The sequence below is a fragment of the Algoriphagus formosus genome, from assembly GCF_002807035.1.
Lineage (GTDB): Bacteria > Bacteroidota > Bacteroidia > Cytophagales > Cyclobacteriaceae > Algoriphagus > Algoriphagus formosus.
The window spans coordinates 2,071,260-2,094,313 of sequence record NZ_NIUC01000002.1; the positions used below are offsets into that span (position 1 = coordinate 2,071,260).

The window sequence follows — 23,054 nt, forward strand, 5'->3', positions numbered from 1 at the left end:
CGGGAGGGTAAAAATTACCACTCCCGAATTCCTCTGACTTGAAGAAACTAAACTGAATTTACCAGCACTCGAAAATCAAATCAATTCTATTTACGGGAGCTGACTTAGCAAAAGCTGAAATTTTTAATGAAAAGATTTTATCTTATCCATAAGATTCAATCTAGAAAATATGCGAGTGCTACAAATAGTTGCTTTTTTGGCTTTAATGCTGGTTTTTGAGCAGTCGATTGCTCAGAAAAAAGACTTAAATATTTTAATTATTCATGTCGATGATCTGGGTGCTTCAGATTTAGGTGTTTATGGAAGTGATTTCTACGAGACTCCGAATTTAGATCGATTGGCTGCTGAAGGGATGCTTTTTACTCAGTCCTACGCTGCAGCAGCTATTTGCTCCCCAACCCGAGCGGCTTTACTGACAGGCAAATACCCGGCGAGATTGGGAATTACAGATTGGATCCGCGCAAAATTCCAAGGTTACTCGACTTCTGGTAAGGAGGGAGAATATGAGATTTTCGAAGATAGACCCATGAAGACTCCAAAGATACAGGGCTACTTGCCACTTGAGGAAGTGACTCTTCCTGAGCGTTTACAATCAATGGGGTATCGTACGTTGCATGTAGGGAAGTGGCATTTGGGAGAAGAAGGATTTCATCCGGAGGACCAAGGCTTTGATATTAATATTGGCGGAAATGATTTGGGGCAGCCTCCCAGTTACTTCGATCCCTATATTTCATCACATCCAAATCCGGATTATGTGATTAAAAACTTGCCGGCAAGACAGGAAGGGGAGTTTTTGACCGATCGAGAAGGAAGTGAGATCATCAATTTCATCCAAAATCAAGAAAATAGATTTTTTATTCACTGGGCTCCTTATGCGGTTCATACGCCCATAATGGGGCCAGAAGATTTGGTGAAGAAATATCAAAATAAACAACCCGGCATACAGCGAAACCCAACTTACGCGGCTTTGATCGAAAACTTGGATCAAAATGTAGGGAAAGTGATAAGCAAGCTAGACCAATTGGGCCTTCGTGAAAGCACGCTCATTATTTTCACTTCAGATAATGGAGGTCTGGTAGGTAACCCGGATAATCCCGTCACGGTCAATCTTGGCCTTCGGTCATTTAAGGGATATCCATATGAAGGAGGGATTAGGGTTCCTACTATCGTTTCCCTACCAGGTCAAATTCCTGGTGGGGCATCCTCAGATATCCCAATAATCACCATGGATTGGCTTCCTACTATTTTGGATTTTCTGGAAACGGATTCTAATGTGGGAGATGGCCAGTCGCTTAAATCGATTTTGCTTAATCAAGGTCAATTGCCAGAGCGGGATTTCTTTTGGCATTTCCCTCATTATCGAGGGGCTGATGTCTTACCCTATTCCATTATTCGCTCAGGTAATTACAAAATGATTTATTATTTCGATGGAGAAGGAGTGGAGCTTTTTGATTTAGTTTCAGATCCACAAGAAAAAGAAAATCTAGCCAATCAGTTACCGTTTTTAGTTTCAGAGATGAAGAGTAAGTTGGAGGGATGGTGGGAGAAGACAAATTCAAGATTGCCGGTTTTGAAGGAGAATTGATCAGAGGTTTGGTTTTGAAGAAGGCCTAAAAGGAATAATGATTTTTGAGCAAAGAATAAATACTCTGATTTGAAGTGGCGGACTGCGAAAAGTACTATTGATTGTCCTGTAGGCACTTTTTGGCTTAGAACTTTACCCAATCAATAGTTTACTGATGAATCCATAAAGAGGTGATTTGATGGATTTATGATAATTATTGACTTGAATTTTAGGAATCTTAGCATGAATAATTTTTTGTTTCAGGAAAAAAATGAAATTTTAGCATCGAGTTAGAGAGTTATTGGGATTTTAGAAAATGGAATATTCCTTCCGCTCGTGTAAAAATTGACGAATTCGAGTCAAAAAGCCTGAATATTTCACAAAAATCTAAAAGACCCCATTGTTTTTTGAATTCAAAAAATGATAACTTTAAAACTCGATTTTAGTCTAGAAACCATTTAACCTTTATCAAAAGTCTATTTAAAAATCACATTATGAGAAAGTTAATCGCTTTGTTCATGCTTGCAGGAATCCTGTTCGCACCTGTATTCGCAATCGCACAAGATTCTCCCACTGTAGTTGACGACGAGATCGTAGCTGAGGAGCAGAGTTTCCACCAAGTCGTTAAAGAGAAGTTTATCGAAGGAGACCCTGTCTTTATGACGCCAGTTTTGGTTTGTCTTATTTTGGGACTTGCTGTAGCGTTAGAAAGAATCATTACCCTCAATCTATCTACTACTAACACCAAGAAGCTTTTGGCAAAGGTAGAAGATGCGCTAGCTTCGGGAGGAATTGAAGCAGCCAAGGATGTTACTAAGAGCACCAAAGGTCCGGTTGCTTCAATCTTTACTCAAGGTCTGATGAGATACTCAGAAGGCATCGAGATGGTGGAGAAGTCAATCATCGCCTACGGTTCTGTAGAAATGGGTCGTTTGGAAAAAGGTCTAGTATGGATCTCCCTATTCATCTCCTTGGCTCCAATGCTTGGTTTCATGGGTACGGTAATTGGTATGATTGGTGCATTCGACTCTATCGAAGCAGCCGGTGATATCTCTCCATCCCTTGTAGCAGGTGGTATTAAAATCGCCCTTTTGACAACCGTAGCAGGTTTGATCGTTGCGATTATCCTTCAGCTATTCTACAACTATTGCGTTGCAAAAATCGATTCTTTGGTGAACGATATGGAAGATGCATCCATCTCTTTGGTGGACATGCTTGTAAAGCACAAATTGACTGGTAAGTAATCCGTCTTTTGTAGCATTTCCTTATTAAATTCTAAAACCCCAAAGAAGAAACATTATGGATACTTATGACATTTTCCTTTATGCTGGATACGGTCTAGTAATTGCTGGGGCTTTCTTTGCGATCGTTATGCCGCTTATTAAGTCTCTGGACAATCCAAAATCTTTGCTAAAAACAGTGGTTGGCATCATCGGAATCGTAGTATTGTTCTTTATCGCATACTCGATCTCCAGTAATGAAGTACTTCCTAAGTTTGAAGCAGATCCGTTCAACCTAACTCCGTCAGGTTCGCAGTTCGTAGGTGGTATGTTGATTACCACATATGTATTAGCGATTGTAGCATTGGTAGGAATTGTATTTACGGAACTCAATAAAGCTATCAAATAATTATGGCTAAAAGTAAAAGCAGAATGAGTCAGGAAGTCAATGCAGGTTCGATGGCAGATATTGCCTTCCTACTATTGATTTTCTTTCTCGTGACCACGACGATCGCTTCGGACAAAGGTATCTTAAACGTACTGCCTCCGAAGTTGGATCCGAATAATCCACCGCCAGAAATTGATAAAAACGAACGAAACATCTTTACCATTCTTGTCAATGCAAATGATGACTTACTGGTAGAAGGTGAATATCGTGAATCTGCGGATGGATTGGATGAAGATATCAAAGCCTTCGTTTTGAATTTCGGAGCTCCAGATGAAGATGCACAAGCATTATTCAACTCGCTTCCACAGTCACTACGAGCCCAAGCTAAACGTGACCCAGAATCTTCTGATCATCCGGGAGAAGCTGTAGTCTCTATCAAAACTAACCGAGGAACCTCTTATGAGAAGTACTTGGAAGTATTTGACTTGGCAAAGAAAGCTTACTTTGACATCTATGCAGAGCGTGTAAATCTCGAAACCGCCGAATATCGAACACTTCCTGGAAATGACGATGCTGAAAAAGCGCTCATCGACAAAGGAAAAGAAGGTATTCCAATGGCGATTTCTATTGCAGAACCTGATAAAATCGGAAGTTGATATGGGAAAGTTTAAGAAAAAAACCAAAACATCGGAGAACATCCCTACTTCAGCCCTTCCTGATATTATCTTCATGCTGTTGTTCTTCTTCATGGTGACGACAGTATTGAGAGAGCAGGAAATCTTGGTAGAGCAAAAGATCCCTCAGGCTACACAGCTTCAGAAGCTTCAGAAGAAAACTCTTATCTCATACGTGTATATTGGTAAGCCAAAAAACACAGCCTTGTATGGTTCTGAGCCAAGAGTGCAAGCTAATGATGCTCTTTTGACCCCAGCAGATATTGTACAGTGGGTTAACAGAGAGCGTGATGCCTTGCCAGAAGCAGATAGAGGAATGATTACAATCTCTATGAAAGTAGATAAGGACGTGAAAATGGGTCCAATCTCTGATGTTCAGACAGAACTCAGAGAAGCGGATGCAAGACGAGTTCTTTACGCTTCGGTAGGAAAAGTTGTGAATAATTAATTTAGAAATACTTTAAAAATTAAAGCTATCTCCCCAAAGAGATAGCTTTTTTTCTATAATGGCAGTCCTGATAAAAAATAAGCGGCAAGTTCAAAATGCCTGGGCCATGTATGATTGGGCAAATTCGGTATATAGCCTAGTCATTACATCTACCATTTTTCCAGTTTATTACAATTCCGTTACTAAAGGAATTGACGGATCAGAACTTGTTTCATTTTTTGGATTTGAAATCATCAATACGGTTCTGTATTCGTATTCTATATCTTTTTCCTTTCTAGTTATAGCTTTGATCTCTCCCATATTATCTGGTATAGCCGATAGTAGTGGGAAGAAACTCGAATTCATGAAGTTTTTTGCCTATCTAGGTTCTGTTGCCTGTGTAGGTCTTTTCTTTTTTGAGGGAGATAATTTGGAATGGGGAATTATCTGTAGCGTAATAGCAAGTGTTGGTTATGCGGGAAGTATTGTGTTTTATAATGCTTTTCTTCCTGAGATATCAAAAGAGGATGAATATGATTTATTGAGTGCAAAAGGTTTTGCTCTCGGATATATTGGAAGTGTGGTTCTCTTGGTAGTGAACCTTTTAATGATTCAAATGCCTCATCTTTTTGGTATTCCTGAAGGCGGAATGGCGGCCAGGATTTCCTTTTTGATTACTGGGATCTGGTGGGCTGGTTTCTCCCAAATCACCTTCAGATACCTTCCTAAAAATCCTTACAATAAAAGAATAAAGAGGGAATTGTTGTTTTCTGGTTATCAGGAAATAAGGAAAGTTTTTGGTTTGATCAAACAGATGCCCTTTACAAAGCGGTTTCTAGCTTCTTTTTTCTTCTACTCCATGGGGGTGCAGACCGTGATGTATCTAGCCGCTACCTTTGGAGATAAAGAACTTGGGCTTCCTGGCGATCAATTGATTATTACCATTCTCATTATCCAATTCGTGGCTATTATTGGTAGTTATCTTTTTGCTTTCATCTCAAAGAAATTTGGGAACAAAACCAGCCTTATCATCATGGTTCTAATTTGGACGATGATTTGTGCTGCAGCATACTATGTTTACAATGTGTATGAGTTTTTTGCTTTGGCCTTTGTGGTCGGTCTTGTGATGGGGGGGATCCAGTCTCTTTCTAGGTCTACCTATTCCAAATTGATTCCTCAAAACACGACAGATCATGCCAGCTTCTTCAGTTTCTATGATGTCACTGAAAAAATGGCGATTGTCATCGGTACCTTTTCCTACGGTGCAATCGAACAACTAACGGGGAGTATGCGAAATTCAGCGCTTTCACTTGGAATTTTCTTTCTTGTAGGCTTAGGGTTTTTATTTTTAGTTTCTATTCCAAAACGTGAATTAGCTGTAAAAACAGAGGAGGTTTTATGATACGGATTCTTAAAGGAGACGCCGTCAGTAAACTGGACCAGATGCATTGCAAAAGAAGTGGGCAGTCAAGCTATGAACTGATGGAAACAGCAGTTCAAGGCTTTATCCATTGGTTTGAAGAACAGGAATTTACGGGTCAAGAAATTTTCATCTATGTGGGCGGTGGAAATAATGGAGGAGATGGTCTTGGTATTGCCAGGCATTTACAGCAAAGAAACTATCAGGTAACGGTAGTACTTTGTTTCAATGATGAAGCTGATCTTTCTGCTGATTCCAAAATAAATTTTGACAGATTACCAGAAGGCGTAAGCAAAATAAGCTTTGAAGATTTTGACTTGCCCTCCAAAGGTATATTTATAGACGCTTTCTTAGGAGTTGGCCTGAAAGGTAAGTTGAGAGACTCGGCTCGTCCGATAGTTGATTCTTGGAATAAACAACAAGGGGTAAAAATAGCTGTCGATATTCCCAGCGGTCTTTTATCAGAAGGAATCGCAGAAGAAAAGACCTCGGTTGCAGGTGCGGATTATACGGTCACATTTGCCTTTCCAAAGCTTGCCCTATTATTTCCCGAAAACGCCCATGTCGTTGGTGAGTTAGTGCTGGTAGATATTGGAATAGCCGATAGTTTATTCAAAGAGTTTGAATCTGATTTATTTTATATCCAAAAAAAGGATATCCCAGAGAGACACAAACGGTTTCACCGATTCTCGCACAAGGGGGATTTTGGGAGAATATTGCTGGTAGGGGGAAGTTTGGGGAAAATGGGCGCCGTTGTCTTATCCGCAAAAAGTGCACTCCGGACTGGTGCGGGTCTTGTGACTTGTCAAATTGAGGAATCAGAACGTTTTATCATACAAGCCTCCGTTCCTGAAGCCATGGTTATTGGGAAAGATTTAAAAGATTTGGATGACTTTGATGCGATCGGTGTGGGGCCTGGCTGGGGTGTAGAAAATCGGGAAAAGCAACTGGAGTTTTTGTTTAAATCCTTTTCAAAGCCGATGGTCTTAGATGCTGATGCTTTGAATGTGTTGTCACAAAAGCCGGAATTGATGTCACTTCTTCCAAAAAACTCAATTCTTACTCCTCATTTGGGAGAGTTTGAGCGGCTAGTTGGGAGTTGCGTTAATCATCCTGATCGGATGAGGAAAGCTTCAGAACTTGCAAAGAAGTATCAGATTATTCTTGTGCTGAAAGGAGCAAATACGTTGATAAGCCTTCCTGATGGAAGACAGCTTTTCAATAGTACTGGGACCCATTTTATGGCTACTGGCGGGGCTGGAGATGTCTTGACAGGAATAATCACCGCTTTTTTGGGAATGGGCTATAGTCCTGAAAATGCAGCTATCTGCGGAGTTTTTCATCATGGACTGGCAGGTGAATATGCAGGAAAAATCAGATTTCAGGGAACGATAGCCTCAGATATTATTGAGCAAATCCCCCGTACTTTTGAATTCGTTGAGAATTCTTAAATATTATTCTCTCAAAGCAAACTAACCTGGAAATGGATGGGTTTTCGGATAAAGGATTTTTATGAACCGTGAAAAATTGCTGCTTTGGACTTTAGCAGCTATCAATTTTATCCACATTGTGGATTTCATGATCTTGATGCCATTGGGGCCTCAATTGATGAGGCTATTTGAGATATCTCCTAGTGAATTTGGTTTACTGGTATCATCTTACACCTTCAGTGCAGGGATTTCCAGTTTTTTTGGAGCATTTTTTTTAGATCGATTTGATCGTAAGAAAATCCTTTTTTGGGTTTATGTAGGCTTTACGGTAGCGACTTTGGGCTGCGCACTTTCTCCTAGCTATGGAATCCTACTTTTAGCCAGGATCTTGTCCGGATTGTTTGGAGGATTGACTTCGGCCTTGATCTTAGCGATAATAGGTGATGTGATTCCTGATGCCAGACGGGGAAGAGCCATGGGATTGGTCATGGCGGCCTTCTCGGTAGCTTCTGTGCTTGGGGTTCCGCTTGGACTGTTTTTGGCGGGGCTATCTGATTGGCATACGCCTTTTTTCATCTTGACAGGACTCTCTTTAGTCAGCTTAGGGATGATATTTCGATTCATTCCCAATATTGCCGATCATCTTGGGCAGGAAGTTCAAAGACCCCATCCGCTCGAAGTAGTAAAAAGAGTGACAAGCAATTCTAATCAAATGCGTGCCATTACTTTGTCGGTTATGATGATGTTTGGTCAGTTTATGATTATTCCATTTTTGAGCCCTTACACGGTGGCTAATGTAGGTTTCACTGAATTGCAATTGACTTATATCTACATGGCCGGAGGCGCTTTCACCATCTTTACTTCACCTTGGGTAGGGAAGATGTCTGATAAATACGGAAAGCTGAAAGTCTTTACCATTTTTATGTTTCTAAACGTCATCCCCATCGCAGTGATCACCAATCTAGGAGTAACTCCTATCCCTTTTGTATTGATGATTTCGACGATGTTCTTTGTGACTTCCAATGGACGCTATGTGCCTGCTGCCGCGATTATCACGGGTACGGCAAGACCTGAGAATAGAGGTAGTTTTCTGAGTTTCAATTCTGCAGTGCAGCAACTTGCCACCGGTCTAGCTTCCCTAATTGCAGGAATGATTATCGGTGAAAATGCCCTTGGCCAGCTTACAAACTTTAACCTAGTGGGTTATATCGCGATTTTCTTCAGTCTCCTTTGTATTCCTCTTGCCCGAAGGGTGAAAGTAGTAAGTTGAAAAAACTCGATTGTTTGAATTGATACAATTATTCGAGATATTAATCTTCTCGGAAATTGTTTCATCGATGGTTGACCAAAGGAATGTTTGCGTAAGATGTGGTGAAGAGCTAAAAGGCGTGTTTTGCTACTCCTGCGGAGAAAAAAAACTCGAAAAGCAAGATAAAAAGCTCAGTCATTTTTTTGAAGAATTGATTGCCTCTGTCTTTGTCGCCGATGGAAAGTTTCTTTCAACGATCAAATTATTGATTACTCGGCCAGGAGAGCTCACTCGGAATTTTGTCATAGGGATTAGGAGAAAATACCTCTCACCACTCCAACTCTTCTTTTTTGCTAACCTCATCTATTTCATATTCCCCATTATCTCTACATTCAACACTTCTCTGGAAGTTCAGATGTATCAATTGCCCTATAGCAGCCAAATTGAAAGGGTAGTAAACACACATCTAGAGAAGAGTGGCGAGAATAAAGAGCTGTTTAAAACGAATTATGAACGAGTTTCAAACTCCAATGGGAAACTCTTACTAATTATTCTAGTGGTATTGCAAGGACTGTTTTTGAAGCTACTATTCTTCAAAAGAGAGGATTTGTACTTGATTGATTTTTTTGCAGGTTCAGCCTATTTCTATGGCTTTTATATTCTATTCGCTTTAGTGTTATTTCCTGCGTTATTTAATCTGGGAGTTGGCTTGTTTTCATTTTCCATCGGAGGGATGATGAATGAGGCGACTTTATCGATCATTTTATTGGCTGTTGTGATCGTTTATATGTACGCTTTAATTAAAGGTGGATACAATACATCAAAAGGAGGAGCAATTTGGAGAAGTTTGCTTCTAGGTGTGTTTCTGATTCCAAGCTTTATCATCTACCGATACGTGCTTTTTTGGGTCACTTTTTGGATGGTGGCCTAATCCTTTTCAAAAAAAATCCCCAACCATTCGGTCGGGGATCTTTGCTTGATTGATTTTCTTAAAATTCAGCATTTCCTGGTGTCCTTGGGAAGGCAATGACATCCCGGATATTTCCCATTCCAGTGACAAATTGAACCATTCGCTCAAAGCCCAAACCAAAGCCTGCGTGTGGAGTAGAACCGAATCTTCGTGTATCCAAAAACCACCACATTTCATCAGTCGGAATTCCAAGCTCCTCCATTCGGCTGACCAAAAGGTCCATTCGCTCTTCACGCTGAGAACCTCCCACGATTTCTCCTATCCCTGGGAATAGAATGTCCATTGCTGCTACGGTTTTGCCATCTTCATTCTGTCGCATGTAGAAAGACTTGATCTCTTTTGGGTAGTCGGTGAGAATCACCGGCTTTTTGAAGTGCTTTTCTACTAAATAGCGCTCATGCTCCGATTGCAAGTCAGCTCCCCATTCATCAATTAGATATTGGAATTTTTTCTTTTGATTAGGCTTAGATCGCTTCAGAATGTCAATAGCCTCAGTGTAGGTGATTCTTACGAAATCATTTTCAGCTACAAACTTCAGCTTTTCGATCAAGCCCATCTCCGAACGCTGATCAGCTGGCTTGGACTTCTCCTCATCCAAGAGGCGACTTTCCAAAAATTTAAGATCCTCTTGGCAATTATCCAGTGCGTAGTTGATCAAATATTTCAAGAAATCTTCTGCCAAATCAGCATTGTCTTCTGCGTCATAGAAAGCCATCTCCGGCTCAATCATCCAAAACTCCGCTAAATGTCGGGTGGTATTGGAGTTTTCGGCTCGGAAAGTAGGTCCGAAAGTATATATCTCAGAAAGTGCCAATGCAGCCAATTCTCCTTCAAGCTGCCCAGACACCGTCAGGTTTGCTTCTCTTTCGAAGAAATCCTGCTTGAAATCTACAGACCCATCTTCAGTTTTTGGTGGATTACCAATATCCAGGGTAGTGACCTTGAAAGTCTCACCGGCCCCTTCCGCATCAGAAGCTGTAATAATCGGGGTATGGATGTAGAAGAATCCTTTATCATTAAAGTACTGATGCACGGCAAAAGCCAAAGCATGTCTCACTCGAAAAACAGCCCCAAAAGTATTGGTGCGCATTCTCAGGTGGGCGATCTCTCTTAGAAACTCCAAGGAATGCTTTTTCGGTTGAAGGGGATATTTTTCCGGATCTGCTTCCCCGAGCACTTCAATGCTGTTTGCATGAAGTTCAGAAGTCTGTCCCGAACCTTGGGACTCGACCACGGTACCCGATATTTTCAGACATGCACCTGTCGCACATTTTTTTAATATTTCCTCCGAAATCTGATTTGGATCTGCTACTACCTGATAATTGGTGATGATGGATCCATCATTCAGAGCGATGAAAGACACATTTTTATTGCTTCTTCGGGTACGTACCCAGCCCATGATTGTGACTGATTCTCCGATCGGACTCTGCTCCAATAAGGTTTTGATTTTGACCCGTTTGTTGAATGCCATGTTTGTGAATTTTGAGTTTTTACTTAAAAAGTGAAGCCCTTTTAAGTGGTTTGCAAAAAAACGATTAAATAAGCTTTTTATCAAAAATTTGCTCCTTTTTCCTAACTTTGAATTCAAGGCTTTTTCACTTGAAAAGGCTTTTTTTAGACCCAGATAAAAGGTTTTAGTCCGTTCAAATGCAGAAGTTACACCTCAGTCAGTCACTCTCTCAGAAGCTTTCACCGCAGCAGATTCAATTTATCAAACTGCTACAGGTACCTACTGCCGAACTCGATGCTCGTATCGAGGAGGAGTTGGAGATCAATCCTGCCCTGGAAGAGGGGAAGGAAGAAAAGGAGGATGCAGCTGCTGATGAGGATTTTGAGGACTCTTATGAAGAGGATCTCGGTGTGGATGATCGGGACATCAACTTGGATGATTACCTCGATGATGAGTACAGTGGGTATAAAATGCAGGGAGATGGAAATTACAATCCAGATGAAGAGGATCGGGAAATGCCGATTTCATCCCAATCTTCCCTTCATGAGCAATTAATTCAACAACTGAACTTCCTCAGACTAGATGATAGACAGCGAATCATTGGTCAGCAATTGATAGGAAGCATCGAGAATGACGGATATATCCGTCGCGACTTAGAGGCGATCATCAATGACCTTGCTTTCAGTCAGAATATTGAAACCGATATCGATGAACTGGAAGAAATATTGATAAAAATTCAAAATTTTGATCCTGCTGGAATTGCTGCCCGCAACCTTCAAGAGTGTTTGCTGATTCAGTTGGAGCGTAAGGAGCATCCCGATGACCCGGTGGTGCAGCATGCTATTCGGATTTTGCATGATTGCTTCGATGAGTTTACCAAGAAACATTACTCCAAAATCCAACGGAAATGTGATCTCACTGAGGAGGAAACAAAAGAAGCGGTACATCTAATCACACACCTAAACCCCAAACCCGGAGGAACTTCGGATGGTTTGGTAAGGACTCAATACATTATTCCTGATTTCATATTAGTCAATAATGGCGGGAAACTTGAAGTCAGTCTCAATTCTAAAAATGCTCCTGAGCTTCGAATATCCCGGTCTTATGCCGAGATGTTTGACGCTTATGATAAGTCCGACAAAAAGGATAAAAAGCTAAAAGAAACGGTCTCTTTTGTCAAGCAGAAACTGGATGCAGCGAAGTGGTTTATAGATGCGATTAAGCAGCGTCAAAATACGCTTCTTCGGACCATGCATGCGATTATTGACTATCAAAAGGAGTTTTTTGTTGATGGTGACGAAACAAATCTGCGTCCAATGATTTTAAAGGATATAGCAGAGCGAATTGATATGGATATTTCTACAGTTTCCCGAGTAGCGAACAGCAAGGCTGTCCAGACAGAATTTGGGGTATATCCATTGAAGTACTTTTTCTCCGAAGGGATATCGACAGACAGTGGGGAAGATGTCAGCAATCGGGAGGTGAAGTCAGTCCTTCAGACCATGGTGGATGAGGAAGATAAGCGAAAGCCGCTTTCCGACGACAAGTTGGTCAAAATGCTGAATCAAAAAGGCTATAATATTGCCAGAAGAACCGTAGCGAAGTATCGAGAGCAGCTGCAAATCCCTGTGGCCAGACTTAGAAAAGAATTGTAGTGGAGAGAGCGATAGCCCTGGTCATTTCCATCGTATTTCAACCTTTGATTGTACCTACTCTAGTTTTTGGGTTGATCTTATTTGGAGTGCCTGAGGCGAGCAGTGTCCCTGCCTCCTTCAAGTTGAGGATTTTTTACTTGATTGTCTTGTCCACCTTGGTGATTCCTATGCTGACCATTTTTGGGTTGAGGCTTAGCGGAACAGTCAAAAGTTTGCACATGCATACGATAAAAGATCGTGCGATTCCTTTTTCAGTTACCACCGTCTATTTTTTAATGACCGTCTATTTCATGTTCAAAATCAATGAACTGGATCCAATTCTTTGGCAGTCACTTGGTGTGATCGCCTTAGTAGTATTGGTTTTGACCGTAGTTACATTTTTCTGGAAAATGTCTGCTCATATGACCGGTATTGGAGGCTTGGTAGCGATAGTGGTCGTGCTAGGTTTGAAGTTCGCTAACTTCCAAGTGCTATACCCGTTGCTGCTATCTTTGCTTTTGTCGGGGGTTGTAGGGTCTTCGAGACTGTACTTGGATGCTCATAAGCCTGTCGAAATTTACACGGGATTTATTTTTGGCTTCTTAGCCTGTTTTGTAGGATTTCTGTGGGTATGGGCATAAAAAAACCGGGCTAAACCCGGTTTGAAATTAGAAAAGATTGACGGCGACTCCGAAGCTTATTTGTTGTGCTTCGTTATTGCCTGGACCTTGATTTTGTTGGAACATTCGGTTTAGGCCAAAATAACTCCATGCATAAAAGCCAGGTGAACCAGCCTTCAGCGTAATTCCATACCTGATTTGTTCGAATCCGTAGTTTTGTGAGTCTTTTACCTTTCTGGTGAGTCCGTTCTCGTCTTCATAGGTGATTTTGCTGTGTGCATTGTAAAGAATTCCGACTTTACCTCCGACCGATACGCGAAAGCCTCTTGAGTAATTTGCTTTGTTGAAATGGTAGGTGAAATCAAGAGGAACATCAAAGTAACTTAGAGCAAAAGTGTTTTTGTTGACTTGGATGTTTTCTCCATAGACTTCGGTCAAATCTAAAAGTTGACTTGACTCAGGTCCTTTTTCAGGGTCATTAAACAGGTTTCTATCATTTTGAAAGGCTAATTTGTCTGTGCCAATACCAAAACCAGGATTGAAAGTGACTCCAGAATTTTCCCCGAAAATGCGAAAAGGGTGCTGATAGTAAATGTTGAATGTCTTAGAACCAAAAAACCGGGTGCTCAAATCAGCAGGTCGATTGTTTAGCAGGTTAAATCCAAACTCAAGAACAAGATCAGAAGGAATATTCGGCCTTCCCCCAATCGGGACTTTAGGGCCTGTTTTTTCTTGTGCCTGTGCGGTAAAGATTAGTGATAGGGCGAATAATAATCCGAGTATTTTTTTCATCAAAATGCTATTATAATCATACTAGTGCGGGCAAAAATAGAAAATCCCTAAGGATTAATCCTGATTTTGTCCTTAATAATTCTTAAGTATCGCTGAAGATAAGTTGAGATATTTTTAAAAAACCTCGATCATGTTGTTTGGATAAAATCCATTTACTCGTACCTTTGCATTCGCTTTCGGCCTCGTAGCTCAACTGAATAGAGCACCTGATTACGGCTCAGGAGGTTTCAGGTTTGAATCCTGACGAGGTCACTACCAAGCTCAATCATTTAGGTTGAGCTTTTTTTATTTAAAAAAGCTTCTTTTCTGAAAGTGAAGCTATATCAAAGAATCTGATTCTTTTGAGAGCAGCTTTTTTTTTGGTGATGATTGAGTTACTTTGGATTCGAAATAGAGACCCAATGAAAGTCGGTAGAATTTTAGCAGGTGTATTCGTTGTTGTTGTACTCAACTCATGCGAGAGCTGGTTTCAGGATATTGGTTTGAAAGACATCAAAAGGGTAGATGGACCATGTACCATTACCCTGAAAGATGGAACCGTAATTGAAACACCGTATAGCTTGGAAATAAGCATTCGAACTGAGGCGATTACCTATCGGGATGAAGACCGGAAACTATGGACGGTCTTCCGAGAGGAATATGAAAGCTACGCTTGTCAGGAATAAAAAAAGCAGCCCGAAGGCTGCTTTAATTTTTTAATGGGCTCCTGCGGCGCTGACTGCAGGTTTGCTTCCTTTTTGCCAGATAAATAGGATGATAAATAGGACTATCAAAATTGCTGGGAACATGGTGAGTTTCAGCAGCGTTTCTTGACCTGTCGCAAGTTCAAGTTGTGCTCCAGTTAGGCCCTCAGCAAGATTGGATGCTCTGGCAGAGTCAATCCAGCCTCCAATAATGGGTTGCCAAATAGCTGTAGAAAACATTCCTACACCGCCGATGATTGACATACCTAGAGCTCCACTTAATGGGACACGCTGAGCAACTGCTCCAACCATCACAGGCCAGAAGTAACCTACTCCTAAGGCAAAAACGATAGCTGCGACATAGGCGACTGGTCCTGTAACCACGCTGAACATGTAAGTTCCAATGGTAGCTAGAATAGCCCCACCCAAAAGAACCCCGGTCTGTCCAAGTTTACCTACCACTGGCCCTGCAAAGAATCTAGCAACAGCCATTACACCAGTTGTCAAGGCTAGGATAAGCATTCCGCTAGCTCCTGAACTGTCCAATACTACATTTGCCCATTGCTGAGTACCAAATTCTGTGATAGCAGTAATAGACATACAAATAAACAGGAATATGTAAAGCGGGCTGATCATTGCTTTGACATTGCTTGAGATAGAAGTAACTCCTTCTACAGAAGGCTTTGGAAATGCTTTTCCAAAGAAAAGAACCGCATAGGCGATGGTTGGGATCATCATTACCCAGATCTGTGGCTGCCAGCCAAGACCAGCGTCCGTCATGAATTTTGAAATCAATGATCCTAAAACGATTCCTCCAGGGAACCACATGTGGAATCGATTGAGCATTTTATTCATTTTCACACCGGTGTACATATCCGCTATCATTGGATTACAAGCAGCTTCAGTACAGCCATTTCCAAATCCGATAAATAGGGTGGAAATCAGTAATGTCGTATATCCCCCAGCAAACAGGGTCATTAGAATTCCTAGGGTGTGGGTAACAAAAGCGATATTCATGATCATTTTTGGCCCCACTTTATGATAAAAAAGCCCCCCTAAGATCATGGATATCGGGAAGCCTAAGAACCACATGGAATTGATAAAGCCCAGTTGCTCAGCACTAAGCCCAAAGTCTTCACCCAGTTGGGGGAGAATTCCAGCTCGGATAGCAAAGGTAAATGCCGTGGTAATCAAAGCCAGGCAGCTGGCATTGAAAAGCGCAGTTCGGTTAATTGCTTGTGACATAGAAATAGGTTTTTTGGATTAAGGTTGATAATGCATTCGATTGCAGGCCATCAAAATAGGAAAAATATCGGACTCGAACTTTTCCGATAATAAAAAAAATCCTTCCTATTCAATCACAAGTAGGGAGCCTATTAGCTTTTCTTCAAACCCGTAAATGGGATTTCGAAGGAATAAGACTACAGTAAGGGTTCCGATAGAAACTTTTTCTCCTCGTATAGTTGTCCCAGACCAATTGAAAAATGGGGATTCTACAGGGATTTCTTTCGACTCTTCATGGTAGATGAGCTCTCCAATTCTATTGTAAATGAAAAGCTCTGCTTCCGTAACGCCTTCACTTACTAGTACTCTGAAATCCCGATTTGAATCACCAAGAACCATAGCATTGGGCATGATCACACTGAAGTTGCAGGCATCAAAGGTTCTGAATTCCCCGACAAATAGGCAACCATCAATAGTCACAACTTCAAGTTGATAAGTTCCCACTTGAGTAGGCTTGTAGATTGGAGCTGTGGAAACTAGATCACCTTCAAAATACCAGGCATATTCTTCGAAAGAACCGGGGTTGATACCAGGAAGTGTATTTTCCTTTGAACAGATAGCATAAGTGTCTTCCAGCTCAGGTCCGGAGATTAAAGTGGATACGCTTACTTCAATGAAGTTTCTTCCTATTTCGCAGCCAATATCATTAAATACAACAGCCTCATAGCTTCCCGCTCGATCCACTGTCAATTCGTAAAGACCACTGTACTGAGGCAAATCCTCACGATTGTCATTTAAGTCGAAGAAAATCCATTCAATCCGGTCGACCTCATCCTCATCGGTTGATAGAGTAATCACCGCTGTGGCCGGGTCAGGACAAATTTTGGTGGCCTCCAATTCTACTGGAACTGAAAGTACAGGGGGTTCTACACTAAATGGGATTGGTTCGATTTCACAAAATCCACTTGCTAGTGGTTGGACAGATAAGGTGTAATTACCTACCGCAGTTGGATAGAACAATTCGCCTCGACCCACGATTTCTCCATCCTCATTGAGCCAACGGATAGAGGTCTGAGCAATATCCAGATCTTCGACTGTAGCTCTATATACCTGATTTCCAAAACAATCCTCCTCGAAAAGCTCCAAGTCAAAATTGATTTTTTGATTAAGGCTTGCCTCGAAAGTCACCTCTCTTGGACAGTTTCCATTATTTTGATTTGACTCGCCTAAGAGGGTATAAGTCCCGGATTTGTTTAGTAGAAATGATTCCCCTGAGCCTGCTGTAAAAATATTACCCTCCGGATCCTGAAGTGTAAAAATCAAATCCTCCGAGGTTTCCGGCGAAAATTCAAATTCCTCGCAAATAGCAATTGTACCAGGATTACTGAAGGATACCTGAGGCTGACGATCAATAGTGATTTGCTCGACTGGATAGGTACAGCCGTCTACCTTTAGCTCCACTAGATAGGTTCCGCTGGATAGATCGAGCTCTAGGCTGGATTGATCTTGAATTTCTCCTGCGGCAACTTCACCAGTACCAAGTGCCATAATTCTAAAGTCCCCATTTACTTCACCTTGGGCAAATTCGAGTCTAAGTTTGCCAGGGATAACTCCTCTCTCTCCGCAACTCTCGGGCTCGACTTGATAGCTTGGCTCCTGAATAGTAGGTGTATTTCCATCTATAATAGGAGGCTCTTTGGTTTCGAGGTTTAGAAGTGTACTAAACTTGCAACCATTGCTGTAGGCAAGTATGGTGTAGATTTGAGGATCAAGATTGCTCAAAATAAAGGAAGACCCTGAGGAAAGACCTACATTGAGATAGTCTCTTTCTACCACCCGAATCGAATCAAGGTCACTAAGAGCTGTAATTTCAAATGATCCGTTTGGTTCGACACAATTATCAGGTTTTTCTAGCACAGTTGCTTCCAGCTCCGGGGCTTCCCTTACTTCGAAACTTATTCTTCGCTCTGATCTACAATCAGGGTATCGCTCATCAATTGCTGAGAAAATTGCCGTATAAATGCCGGGTTCCTCTATTTCGCTTGACGGCAATGAAACCTCAAAGGCAGAGCCCAAGGCTTCAGGATTAGAACCTCCAGGCTTGATCAAAAACCAATCACCAGGAAGAGGGGTGTCTGTAGATAGTGTCTGGGACTCTCCTTGACAAAGTGAACTCTTGCCAAGTTGGAGCTCGAAATCCAATGAAGGCCCCACATATGTTGAACCATTAATCAAACATTCAGCTGCGCCTGTGCTTGAAACTTGGAAAAGCTCTACTTTATAAAACCCCTCCTGGCTTACTAAAATGGTGTTTTGATTGCCAATGATATTATCTCCCAAATCCCTCCAAATAAAAGTGAACTCACTTAGATTAGGTGTTTCAGGATCAATAGCGGTAAGCTCGACTGGATTATTTCCACAAATGAGATAGTCGGGGAGCAATGCCAATTCAGGTCCTTTCTGAACAACCACAGCCTGACTTTCCTCATAAATAATTTGTGTGGCACGCCGAACCCGAAGGGATACTCGATGGGTTCCGGTTTGATTGAAAGCGATTTTTACCGTCTCAAAAGCTGCTCCACCTCCCGTGCGATTAAAAATTTCATTCCCACTTGGATCAGTAGCTATCCAAGTATACACATCTCCAGGATCTCCACCAGCGCTGAAAGTGCCTATCACCCCTCCAAATACAATGCATAGTGTCTCAGGACCAATCAGTTGAGGGTCAGCAAATTCAGAATAGGGTAAGGGAGAATTTGGATCGAGGTTTTTATTTTGGCCAAAAGGAGAAAAGGCCAAAAACAAAATGATCGTTCCAAGTATTCGGTTCCCAATCTTCCAAAGAGGAAATTGAGCCTTGGCTTGCACGGATAATCTTTTTAGGGTGAGGGGCAAAATTAGGGCCTTTTGCCGGATCTAAGTATAGATTACTTTCCAATTCAAAAAATGCGCTAAGTCTTTCATTTTTTTGATGATATTCAGTCGATTACCATCAATGAGCCTAATTGAGTTTTATTGATATTTTTTTCATAATTCACCAGATTGATTCGAATACTATAAGCACCATTCGGTATTTTTTCTCCTCTGTAAGTTCCGTCCCAAAGACAGGTTGACTCCTCGGTGATCAATTGGTCATTTTTACAATGAAAAATTAATTCTCCCCACTGATTGAAAATCCATAGTTCCAATTCATCCACCAAATAATTCGTGTAGATCAAAAATGGTTTTTGATTGTCCTGAGGGGTGATTGCCGTGGGAAATTGTACTCGAAGTTCACACTCTTCTTCTGTTTCGAAGCTCGCCGAATAAGTGCATCCTTCAAGACTAGTTACGATCAAATCAAAATTTCCTATCTGAAGTGGTTTGAAAGTTGGGGATGTGGAGACTAATTGATCCTCAAAATACCATTCGTAGGAAGCGAAATTTCCCGGATTTATTTCAGGAGCTATTTCCAAGCTTGGACATATTTGGTAAACGGAGTCCACATCTGGCCTTACCTCGTCTTGACTCCTTAAGATTAATATTTCCTCTCTTCCCAAGAGACAGGGTATGTCGTTGAATACCCGGGCTTCATAGCTTCCTTCCAAGCTGGCGGAAATTTCCCGTTCATTAGTAAGGTCGTTCAGTTGTCTCTGATTCCCATCAGGATCGGTAAACCACCATTCTATGGTAGTGATTTGCTCAAAATCGCTCTGAACGGTAACTAGTGCACTACTTGCATCGGGGCAGAAAGGCTCACTCGTCAACGAAACATCTACTGATAAAACTGGCTCAGCAACCTCAAATGCGATGGGCGAAATTTCACAAGGAGTAGACCCTGCAGGCTGGACTTCCAAAGAGTATGAACCAGGGTTTGTGATTGTTAAGGTTTGGGCTTGTCCTAGGAGATTTCCGGTATTATCCCTCCAAAAGAAGACCACATCCTCTGAGGAATAGTTCTGTAATTCGGCTGAGTACAAACTGCTGCCATCACAAAACTCTTCTACCAAAACTGGCTCATAGACGACCGGCTGTACTCGGCTGACCAAGATTTCCTTTTGTTCAGGGCAGAATGGAGTTGGACTATTTTGGTCAAAAGCCAAAAAGGTATAAACCCCTGTTTGATCTAGGACTATTGATTCTCCGGTCGAAATCTCACTTATCGAACCTGAAGGGGAGGTAATAAAAAAGTCGAGCTCTTGATTGGTGTCTGGTGTCAATTCAAATCTTTCACAAATTGTCAATTCGGAAGGGATGTCAAAAGCCACTTTATCAGGCGTTAGATCAAGCTGTACTGTGGCTCGTCCAAGTTCGCATTCCTCCACACTGATGCCGGGTATGAAGCGGAAAACAGCCACTTCATAGGTTCCACCTACTCTTGTTTGTATTTCGTTGAGGTCATTGAATTGGGGTAATTCGACGATTTCTCCAGCCTCATTAAATCGTCTCCAACGGATGTCAGTTACCTCATCCGGAAAAGTAGTTTCCAAATTGACAATAGCTTCAGGACCAAATTCACAGAGTTTGGTTGTAGTGAGGGATATGTCAACGCTCAATACTGGCTCCCTTACCTCAAAAGGAATAGGGTCATTGGAGCATGCGGTACTATTAGAAGGCTGCACATCAAGTCTGTATGTGCCATTGGAAACTGGGTTTAGGAATTGTCCCGTACCTACCAAATCTTCATTTTCATCAAACCAAAAGAAGTCTACCGTAGCGGGATCTCTTCCAAAAATATTCGCTTCAAAAGTTCGGTTGCCAAAACAATCTTCACTGATCAAAACCGGCTCAAAAGTAACTGGTTCGACTTTTTCTACTTGAATTTCTCGTGTAACCGGACAGATGACAGATTGGCCCGGAATTCTTCCAACTAGCGTGTAGGTTCCTTCATCCAAAATGGTAAAACTTTCACCGCTTTGCTGAATTTCTTCGGAGCCATCTGGATACGTAAGTGCGAATTCCAGATTTTGGGAAGTTTGTGGGGTGAGTTCATATTCATCACAAATGGACAAAAAAGTCGGGGATGTGTAGGAAACTAAGTTGAGGCTTTCTATTTCAATCTTTTCGGATTGAGGAAGATTACATAGGGATTCGTCAAAAAGCTCAAAAAAGTAATTGCCTCCGGGAACGGTGAGAGTAAATTCATCAGTTCCTGGGAGGGAGCTTTCAATTATAATTGCTCCACGTTCATTAAAGAGCCGGTATCCACCATTTGTGCCTGTGTTTTCCAGTTTTACAGTAAAACTACCCTCAAGTTTTCCTTCCTCTGTACAGGTTTCTCCAATTTCATCAATGATTTCAAATTCTAGTTGATCTGGCGGATTATTTAAAGGAACAATTGCAGTTAGCGTATTAAAACAGTTTCCTAACTGTCCAAAAATGGAATAAGCCCCGGACTTTAAGTTTGGGATTTCAATGGTCTTACCTGCAGGAATAGACATTTCTGAAAATCCTAAGCCTTCCACGGTGAGTAGGTCGATGGGAGTGAGTGCTCGGATAAACAGTTTACCATCTGTTCCCGAACACCCGTCGGCACTTTCTGCACTGACGAATTCAATTTGAGGTTCTGGGTTAAAAGTAAAAGGCCGGAAGGTTTCGATTTTACAACTGGGATTGTTGGGATCGGTGAGTTCAAAATATACCAAGTAGTCTCCATCACCATTTAATGCTGAATTGGGATTGATAGTAATTTCCTCACCCGAAGTGAAAAAAACCTTTCCCGGATCCCCTATTTTTTCAAAAAACCAATCGCCTGAAATAGGTGGGTCTGACGAAAAGGAGATCAATTCTGTTGGGCATATTTCCGATTTATCAGATAAAATACTGAAAGCCCCGGTATCTAAAATCTCAGTGGAAATGGTAGTCTCGCACTCTAGGTTTCCTTCAGAATCTAAAAGAAAAAACCGGACAGAGAAAAAACCAGGAGTTGATACACTGATCGTATTTTGATCACCAATCACATTATTGTCCTCATCTAGCCACTCAAATTGATATTCCTCAAAATCTGGGCTTTCAGGGTCCAGGGCAACTAAATCTAGGCTTTCTCCTGCGCAGAGAAAATTATTTTCTTCAAGTAGAATATCCGGACTGGGAACCAATTCAACCTCTTTGAGTTCGGAACCTATAGATAATCCTCCTCGGAGAATTTCTAATTGTACTTGGTAAATTCCGACATCTGAAAAAGTAAAGGAAATGGTCTGAAAGCCTCCTGTGCGATCGAACTCAACTTCTCCTGAAGGAGATGTTATCTGCCAGCTATAAACATCAGTTTCGGGAACTCCACCTCCGGAGAAAGATCCAATCACGGTACCGAAATAGTTGCAAATCCGATCAGGACCAAAAATTAAGGTTTCATTGATGGTTTTGTAGGTAGGCTCTTGTGATTTTTTTTCAATAGGGGAAATATTACTCCAGTCCATTTGAAGGAAGAGCATAAAAAAGGTAATCCATAAAACCGGAACTGAAGACCTCAAGGGGATTAAATTAAAAAGCGTTGAAAATCAGATCTTAAAGATACAAAAATGTATTTGGGCCAAAAAAAAACCCGGGTTAAATTAATTAACCCGGGCTCAGGATATTATCTCACAAATACCCAATCCTGATCCGAACTTAGTGGTTCGGAAAATTCATAGCCTTCCAGATTGAAGGTTTTTAATTTTTCTGGATCGGTGAACTTATTTTTTATGGTAAAGTCTGTCATCATTCCTCTTGCTTGCTTTGCAAAAAGTCCAATGACTTTATACTTACCATCACGATGTTCTTTGAAGTGAATGTTGATTACAGGCGATTTTAAGGCTTTAAGATCTACCGCTTTAAAGTATTCTTGGGAGGCAAGGTTTACAATCGGACTACCTTCAGCAACAGCATTAATAGCTTTGGCAATTTTGCTTCCCCAATATTCATATAGATTGTTGCCTTTTTTTGTTTCTAGACGCGTTCCCATTTCCAATCGATAGGGCTGAATAAGGTCTAGCGGCTTCAATAAACCATACAAACCGGAAAGGATTCGAAGATGGTCCTGAGCAAAATTGAATTCATCCTCGGTATAATTATCTACATCGATTTTGGTGTAAACATCTCCTTTGAAAGCCAGAAGTGCTTGTTTGGAGTTGTCTTGAGTAAATTCTTTTTGAAAAGTCTTGTATCGCTCCTCATTCAGGTTTGCCAAATTTTCGCTGACAGACATCAAGTCTGCGATTTCTTTGGCAGACTTTTTCTTCATCACTCCTACAAGTGATTTGATATCTGAAGTAAAATCCGGTTTTGAATATTTTTCGAAATGGGGAGTGCTGTAATCTAGAGTTTTTGCGGGTGAAATTAGGATAATCAT

General features: G+C 41.3%; 18 protein-coding genes and 1 tRNA gene. 13 read left to right on the top strand and 6 right to left on the bottom strand.

What is annotated here, in order from left to right; all coding sequences use genetic code 11:
• Positions 1 to 169: 169 nt before the first annotated feature.
• The 9 genes from CDH51_RS15270 to CDH51_RS15310 all read left to right on the top strand — a co-directional run bounded on the left by CDH51_RS15270 (position 170) and on the right by CDH51_RS15310 (position 9,303).
• A complete protein-coding gene (locus CDH51_RS15270; protein WP_100629327.1) occupies positions 170 to 1,585 on the top strand; it encodes a sulfatase in 1,416 nt (471 codons plus the stop codon).
• Between the two features lie 473 nt (positions 1,586 to 2,058).
• Positions 2,059 to 2,808, top strand: a complete 750-nt coding sequence (locus CDH51_RS15275) for a MotA/TolQ/ExbB proton channel family protein (RefSeq protein WP_026946985.1) — start codon at positions 2,059 to 2,061, stop codon at positions 2,806 to 2,808.
• A 127-nt stretch (positions 2,809 to 2,935) separates the two neighbouring features.
• A complete protein-coding gene (locus tag CDH51_RS15280) occupies positions 2,936 to 3,193 on the top strand; it encodes a hypothetical protein (protein ID WP_317045954.1) in 258 nt (85 codons plus the stop codon).
• A 2-nt stretch (positions 3,194 to 3,195) separates the two neighbouring features.
• The gene (locus tag CDH51_RS15285; RefSeq protein WP_100629329.1) at positions 3,196 to 3,828 is read left to right on the top strand and encodes an ExbD/TolR family protein; all 633 of its coding nucleotides are present in this window, start codon (positions 3,196 to 3,198) and stop codon (positions 3,826 to 3,828) included.
• A 1-nt stretch (position 3,829) separates the two neighbouring features.
• Positions 3,830 to 4,294, top strand: coding sequence for an ExbD/TolR family protein (locus CDH51_RS15290; RefSeq protein ID WP_024283440.1), 465 nt, complete (start codon positions 3,830 to 3,832; stop codon positions 4,292 to 4,294).
• A gap of 58 nt (positions 4,295 to 4,352) precedes the next feature.
• The gene (locus CDH51_RS15295; RefSeq protein ID WP_100629330.1) at positions 4,353 to 5,675 is read left to right on the top strand and encodes an MFS transporter; all 1,323 of its coding nucleotides are present in this window, start codon (positions 4,353 to 4,355) and stop codon (positions 5,673 to 5,675) included.
• Complete coding sequence (locus CDH51_RS15300; protein ID WP_100629331.1) at positions 5,672 to 7,144, top strand: NAD(P)H-hydrate dehydratase; 1,473 nt, start codon at positions 5,672 to 5,674, stop codon at positions 7,142 to 7,144. Before CDH51_RS15295 ends, CDH51_RS15300 begins: the two co-directional genes overlap by 4 nt.
• A 61-nt stretch (positions 7,145 to 7,205) precedes the next feature.
• The gene (locus tag CDH51_RS15305) at positions 7,206 to 8,393 is read left to right on the top strand and encodes an MFS transporter (protein WP_100629332.1); all 1,188 of its coding nucleotides are present in this window, start codon (positions 7,206 to 7,208) and stop codon (positions 8,391 to 8,393) included.
• Positions 8,394 to 8,460: 67 nt separating this feature from the next.
• Positions 8,461 to 9,303: a DUF3667 domain-containing protein gene (locus tag CDH51_RS15310; RefSeq protein WP_100629333.1), complete on the top strand. Its 843-nt coding sequence runs from the start codon at positions 8,461 to 8,463 to the stop codon at positions 9,301 to 9,303.
• Positions 9,304 to 9,361: 58 nt separating this feature from the next.
• Here the strand turns inward: CDH51_RS15310 and asnS are convergent, their stop codons facing one another.
• Positions 9,362 to 10,813, bottom strand: coding sequence for an asparagine--tRNA ligase (asnS, locus tag CDH51_RS15315; protein WP_100629334.1), 1,452 nt, complete (start codon positions 10,811 to 10,813; stop codon positions 9,362 to 9,364).
• A 176-nt stretch (positions 10,814 to 10,989) separates the two neighbouring features.
• On the opposite strand from asnS, the gene rpoN reads away from it, so the two are divergent.
• Positions 10,990 to 12,447, top strand: a complete 1,458-nt coding sequence (rpoN, locus tag CDH51_RS15320) for an RNA polymerase factor sigma-54 (protein ID WP_024283433.1) — start codon at positions 10,990 to 10,992, stop codon at positions 12,445 to 12,447.
• On the top strand, positions 12,447 to 13,067 hold the full coding sequence (locus CDH51_RS15325) for a PA-phosphatase (RefSeq protein WP_100629335.1): 621 nt from the start codon (positions 12,447 to 12,449) through the stop codon (positions 13,065 to 13,067). Before rpoN ends, CDH51_RS15325 begins: the two co-directional genes overlap by 1 nt.
• A 27-nt stretch (positions 13,068 to 13,094) precedes the next feature.
• On the opposite strand, the gene CDH51_RS15330 is transcribed toward CDH51_RS15325, so the two are convergent.
• On the bottom strand, positions 13,095 to 13,838 hold the full coding sequence (locus CDH51_RS15330) for a porin family protein (RefSeq protein WP_100629336.1): 744 nt from the start codon (positions 13,836 to 13,838) through the stop codon (positions 13,095 to 13,097).
• Between the two features lie 178 nt (positions 13,839 to 14,016).
• Here CDH51_RS15330 and CDH51_RS15335 point away from each other — a divergent pair.
• A tRNA-Arg gene (locus tag CDH51_RS15335) sits at positions 14,017 to 14,090 on the top strand.
• Positions 14,091 to 14,179: 89 nt separating this feature from the next.
• Positions 14,180 to 14,503: a hypothetical protein gene (locus CDH51_RS15340; RefSeq protein WP_100629337.1), complete on the top strand. Its 324-nt coding sequence runs from the start codon at positions 14,180 to 14,182 to the stop codon at positions 14,501 to 14,503.
• Between the two features lie 30 nt (positions 14,504 to 14,533).
• On the opposite strand, the gene CDH51_RS15345 is transcribed toward CDH51_RS15340, so the two are convergent.
• The 4 genes from CDH51_RS15345 to yaaA form a co-directional block, all read right to left on the bottom strand.
• A complete protein-coding gene (locus tag CDH51_RS15345) occupies positions 14,534 to 15,766 on the bottom strand; it encodes an MFS transporter (RefSeq protein WP_026946974.1) in 1,233 nt (410 codons plus the stop codon).
• A gap of 105 nt (positions 15,767 to 15,871) precedes the next feature.
• The gene (locus CDH51_RS15350) at positions 15,872 to 18,613 is read right to left on the bottom strand and encodes a hypothetical protein (RefSeq protein ID WP_100629338.1); all 2,742 of its coding nucleotides are present in this window, start codon (positions 18,611 to 18,613) and stop codon (positions 15,872 to 15,874) included.
• 110 nt (positions 18,614 to 18,723) lie between these two features.
• The gene (locus tag CDH51_RS15355; protein ID WP_100629339.1) at positions 18,724 to 22,158 is read right to left on the bottom strand and encodes a T9SS type B sorting domain-containing protein; all 3,435 of its coding nucleotides are present in this window, start codon (positions 22,156 to 22,158) and stop codon (positions 18,724 to 18,726) included.
• Positions 22,159 to 22,301: 143 nt separating this feature from the next.
• Entirely contained in the window at positions 22,302 to 23,054 is a 753-nt protein-coding gene (gene yaaA, locus CDH51_RS15360) for a peroxide stress protein YaaA (protein WP_100629340.1), read from the bottom strand.

Excerpts from the sequence above, each read along its gene's own strand:
- CDH51_RS15285 (WP_100629329.1), top strand. The coding sequence starts at position 3,196 with ATGGCTAAAAGTAAAAGCAGAATGAGTCAGGAAGTCAATGCAGGTTCG.
- CDH51_RS15310 (WP_100629333.1), top strand. The coding sequence starts at position 8,461 with ATGGTTGACCAAAGGAATGTTTGCGTAAGATGTGGTGAAGAGCTAAAA.
- CDH51_RS15270 (WP_100629327.1), top strand. The coding sequence starts at position 170 with ATGCGAGTGCTACAAATAGTTGCTTTTTTGGCTTTAATGCTGGTTTTT.
- CDH51_RS15300 (WP_100629331.1), top strand. The coding sequence starts at position 5,672 with ATGATACGGATTCTTAAAGGAGACGCCGTCAGTAAACTGGACCAGATG.
- rpoN (WP_024283433.1), top strand. The coding sequence starts at position 10,990 with ATGCAGAAGTTACACCTCAGTCAGTCACTCTCTCAGAAGCTTTCACCG.
- CDH51_RS15275 (WP_026946985.1), top strand. The coding sequence starts at position 2,059 with ATGAGAAAGTTAATCGCTTTGTTCATGCTTGCAGGAATCCTGTTCGCA.
- CDH51_RS15305 (WP_100629332.1), top strand. The coding sequence starts at position 7,206 with ATGAACCGTGAAAAATTGCTGCTTTGGACTTTAGCAGCTATCAATTTT.
- CDH51_RS15280 (WP_317045954.1), top strand. The coding sequence starts at position 2,936 with ATGCCGCTTATTAAGTCTCTGGACAATCCAAAATCTTTGCTAAAAACA.
- CDH51_RS15295 (WP_100629330.1), top strand. The coding sequence starts at position 4,353 with ATGGCAGTCCTGATAAAAAATAAGCGGCAAGTTCAAAATGCCTGGGCC.
- CDH51_RS15330 (WP_100629336.1), bottom strand. The coding sequence starts at position 13,838 with ATGAAAAAAATACTCGGATTATTATTCGCCCTATCACTAATCTTTACC.
- CDH51_RS15345 (WP_026946974.1), bottom strand. The coding sequence starts at position 15,766 with ATGTCACAAGCAATTAACCGAACTGCGCTTTTCAATGCCAGCTGCCTG.
- asnS (WP_100629334.1), bottom strand. The coding sequence starts at position 10,813 with ATGGCATTCAACAAACGGGTCAAAATCAAAACCTTATTGGAGCAGAGT.
- CDH51_RS15355 (WP_100629339.1), bottom strand. The coding sequence starts at position 22,158 with ATGCTCTTCCTTCAAATGGACTGGAGTAATATTTCCCCTATTGAAAAA.
- yaaA (WP_100629340.1), bottom strand. The coding sequence starts at position 23,054 with ATGATTATCCTAATTTCACCCGCAAAAACTCTAGATTACAGCACTCCC.
- CDH51_RS15290 (WP_024283440.1), top strand. The coding sequence starts at position 3,830 with ATGGGAAAGTTTAAGAAAAAAACCAAAACATCGGAGAACATCCCTACT.